Genomic DNA, 3,925 nt, shown 5'->3' with positions numbered 1-3,925 from the left:
AGCGGATCAAAGAGTTGGAGCGCGAGGTGCGTCGGCTTCGGCAGGCGAATGAGATCCTGCGCAAGGCGTCAGCTTATTTTGCGCAGGCCATTCTCGCGGTTTGACGGCAAACCGCTGCCGGGCAATGGATGCACTTGGGCAAGCGCTTTATGCCCGCCGTCTAACCTATCAAGGCGGGCTTATTCATCACAGGGATCGCGGCGGGCAACACATGTCCATTCGCAACCGAGCTATTGGCAAAGGTAGGCATCGAAGCTGCCGAAAAGGATTGCGAGAAATACTGGAAGGCTACTGGGGATGATGCTGTTTCCTGTCGGGTCCCAGCCCCCCCAACAGGGGAGGTGCGACAGTAGTGATCTCAATTAGGAATGTTCTAGCTTCCAATTGCACGCAAAATCTGCCCTCGCATATCCAAACCTTCCAGTTCTTTCTCGACGCGGGAATAGATCGCTGTACCGTTTGATTGACGCTGCCACAGTTGGCCTATGGCAAGGCCTTCAATGGCCTCTGGCGTTGCCTTTAAGTGATCGCCTTTGTATTCGACCGCCAAGATGCGCCCATCCTTCAGCTCTGCCACAAAGTCGGGATAGTGACGACCTTTCGCTCTGGGAAGGCTGAAGGCGTTCGGGTGTTGCGCCACATTTCTGATCCAGTGCTTTACAGGGTCAAGGCTGTCCAAAATCATTGCGCATTTGAATTCTTCACCGTCACCACCATCCTCGCCTTTACCATCAAAGGCAGGCACTTGGTTATTGCCCGTGAAATGCCTATTGAACCTGTGGCGACCGCGATAAAGCCGAACACCAGCAAACATCCCCTCTTCAAACCTAAACCCGCTTTCAAAACTAACTTCTGGGCTGGCCTCTGGGGCGAATAGGTTAAGTTGATAAACCTTTTGGCTTTCCGTCTCATAGATTGCCGCCAGCTTTCGCTGAACGCATCTTGCCAGCACAAACTGACAAACCATGAGTGACGAAAGCGGGATACCACGGTCCCGTATCAGAAACGAAACCACATCACCCAACCATCGGATCAATTCGCCTTGGCCAATATATTTGTCGCGCACCTTGCCATCCAACCAATTGACAAGTCCTTGCTCTGTCCAACCATCAACCGCGTGACCTATTGCCATGCTGTCGGTTTGATCCTGGTAGGCGACCGTCAACCTATCACCATCTAGGTCGATCTCGAAGGTATCGGCCACTTGCTGCACTGAAAACTCTGCCAGTGAAAGTTGGTGGGAATGTTGATGCAGCGACCAATCATGATAGTTCATAAATCGTTCATTTTCCGCAAAAATGAACTCGCCTTGAACCTTCGCCATCAGTCGAGGCGCGACAAAAGTTTCCCCGCGCTGGGCGGGGGAGGCGCTCTCGTAGTTTGCGGTTTTATATTTCTCCAATGCCTCACGGAATTCGCCATGATGCTTGGCTGGCATCACCGCAAAGATCCGCTCTTCCTCTTGCGGGGTGGGATAGTCGGTGACAGTGATCTTGGCCTTCCCGTTTTCGTCTGGCCCTACCTTAATCTTATATGGCGCAACGGTTTCCATGCCCTTCAAATCCACGACAGGCGCATCCACATGAACATCAAAACTAGGTTTTTGGCGCGACTGGCGTCCAAAGAAATCATCCAACATGTTTGGCGAAGCGTGTTCGATATTAGATTGAACTTCCTCTTCCTCGAATCCCATGGCAACCAGCTTATCAACCAGCCCCTTTACCGCATCCTGAAAGCGGGGCGAATTGAGACAGGCGTAGGATTTGTTCAACGCAGGATCGCTGCGCTTGGTCGCATAGGGCATACGCAGCACACGGCCCAACAACTGTTCGGCATCCCCCGATGAACTGATATTGGCAACCGAACAGAACACATAGGCAAAGGAACAATCCCATCCCTCTTTCAGGGCTTGCACAGTGATCACATAGTCAATCTCACAGGCAGGGTCTTTCAGATCAATCCCGTTCAATTCGCGCTGACTGCCAGTCACGACAGCGATGCTGCTCGACGGTATGCCTTTAACCGTTACCAAATGATCACGCAGCACCTCAACGGTGACATCCTGATCCTTGTTCTGGGCCTGAAACAGAATGATCGGTCGAATATAGGCCTCGCGATCCCTCTTGGCGATGTCTTCCAACTCCGTCCGCTTCAGCAACGCCCCATTGACCGCCGATTGCCAACTGTCATGCTCTTCCAGCACCACAGGCATCTTGATCATCTGCTCGTCTTTCAACTCTTGCGCCGTCACGCTGTGCAGAATGTTCGACCGCCCCTTTGGTGTTGCCGTAAACTCCACGATTGCACTGGGATTCAGCCGCCTTTGCATTTCATGGGCTAGACCCGTCACCGCCTGATGCGCCTCATCTACGATCACAAGGGGGTTATGCAGATACAAAAGATTGGCAAAGGAAAAACGTATATCGCCCTTCATTGGCCCATCGTCATTGCGTTCCAAGCCACGCGTATTGGGCGAGACTGCGCTGAAATGCGGCTCCATCATCTCATTATGGGCATAAACCTTGCGACCATCGGTCTTATCCACCTTCAGCGTCTGGATCGTGCCAACAAAGATGCACAGGTTGGCGCGCAAGTCTTGGGGCGAGACTTGGGTGAAATCTGCCATATCGAACACCCGAACGCGGCCTTCAAAGGCATCATCCAAGGTGCTGCGATAGGGGTGGCGCGCATCCTTCAGGGCATCCACCGTTTGACGCCTGATCATGTCAGACGGCACCAGCCAGACCACAGCGGGATAATCCCGCTCCAGCCAATGATCCCGCGCAATCGCAATGGCATGGGCGGCCAGCAAAGTTTTGCCACCCCCCGTAGGCAGACGCAAACAGACATAAGGAACCCCGTCCAGCCCCGCCACGGCCTTATACTTCCCGCCGCGCCCATGCAGGCGCTTGGCCTGTTCCGGCTCGTTTGTAAGGGCGTTAAAAGCCTGTGCTGGCTGATGCACCCGCGCCTCTTGGAAAAACCGCGACAGGGTTTCAATCGTCAGCTCTTGATACTTTTTCAGCTTCATTTGCGCGCCCTTACATCATACGGGGTTTGCTTGAACGTCAGCCCCTCGGCCTCCAGCGTGGCAGGCGATAGCAGCGTGCGTTCGCCGTAAACGATCAAGGCGCCAGTATAGTCACCCGCCGCCGCACGAATCACGCGCAGGGTTTGCAGGTTCAAAACATTGCCACCGCTTAGCGATTTGTCGCCCAAAATGCCGTTATACAGCAAAGCGATGCCCCGCCCGCCTGATGCGCCAAGAAAGGGGGTTAGGTCTTGGGGGGCATTCCAAGGTGCTGCCATTTCAGAAAACCAGATATGGGCCGCAAGGGTGGCAAAGCGGATGTCAGGCTGCAAACCGCCGGTTTCATCAAACACCGCAGCGCCAAGGCGATAGAATCGAAACCCACCGCCACCCTGCCAATTCTGCGCTTTCGAGATTCCGCCCTGTTCGCCATCGACCACCTTGCTTAGGCGGGGTTGGCAATGCGTCACCGCATGATCGCCCATTTCAATGCCAATAAACCGCCGCCCCATTTTCTGCGCCACAGCAGCAGTGGTGCCAGAGCCAAGGAAGCTGTCGAGGACAAGGTCGCCTTTGTTGGTGGCAATATGAAGGATGCGTTCGATCAGGCGTTCGGGTTTGGGGGTTGAAAAGGCATCTACTGAGCCAAACAACCCAATTATTTCTTTTTTCGACTCTTGTGTATTTCCCACTTCATCTTGGGGCCACCAAGTCCAACTCTGAAGTCCCTTTGCTTCGGACAGATAGTTTTTCCGTCTAGGAACTCCTTTCCCATCTTTTCCAAAGTAAAATCTACCCTCGCCAACTTGCGAGAGAAAACTCGCTTCAACATTTTTCCAGCAAGAACCTTCGGGGGGCCGATATACCACGCCTGACGGGGTAGTAATCGGGTAC

The 3,925-nt window shown here is 53.7% G+C and carries 2 protein-coding genes and 1 pseudogene; 1 reads left to right on the top strand and 2 read right to left on the bottom strand.

Going from position 1 to position 3,925, the window contains the following annotated elements:
• Nucleotides 1-124 precede the first annotated feature (124 nt).
• Nucleotides 125-254 (top strand): annotated as a pseudogene (locus tag V7Q10_RS08240) (IS3 family transposase); the annotation flags it as partial.
• 119 nt (nt 255-373) lie between these two features.
• Here the strand turns inward: V7Q10_RS08240 and V7Q10_RS08235 are convergent.
• Both V7Q10_RS08235 and V7Q10_RS08230 read right to left on the bottom strand, forming a co-directional pair.
• On the bottom strand, nt 374-3,031 hold the full coding sequence (locus V7Q10_RS08235) for a DEAD/DEAH box helicase (protein ID WP_333868595.1): 2,658 nt from the start codon (nt 3,029-3,031) through the stop codon (nt 374-376).
• The coding region (locus V7Q10_RS08230; RefSeq protein ID WP_333868594.1) for a site-specific DNA-methyltransferase at nt 3,028-3,925 on the bottom strand (898 nt) is incomplete at its 5' end. The genes V7Q10_RS08235 and V7Q10_RS08230, both read right to left, overlap by 4 nt.

The sequence above is a fragment of the Cypionkella sp. genome, assembly GCF_036782355.1.
GTDB lineage: Bacteria > Pseudomonadota > Alphaproteobacteria > Rhodobacterales > Rhodobacteraceae > Cypionkella.
The sequence above is the reverse complement of the archived record's forward strand: the minus strand, read 5'-3'. Positions and strand labels throughout refer to the sequence as shown.

Excerpts from the sequence above, each read along its gene's own strand:
- V7Q10_RS08235 (WP_333868595.1), bottom strand. The coding sequence starts at position 3,031 with ATGAAGCTGAAAAAGTATCAAGAGCTGACGATTGAAACCCTGTCGCGG.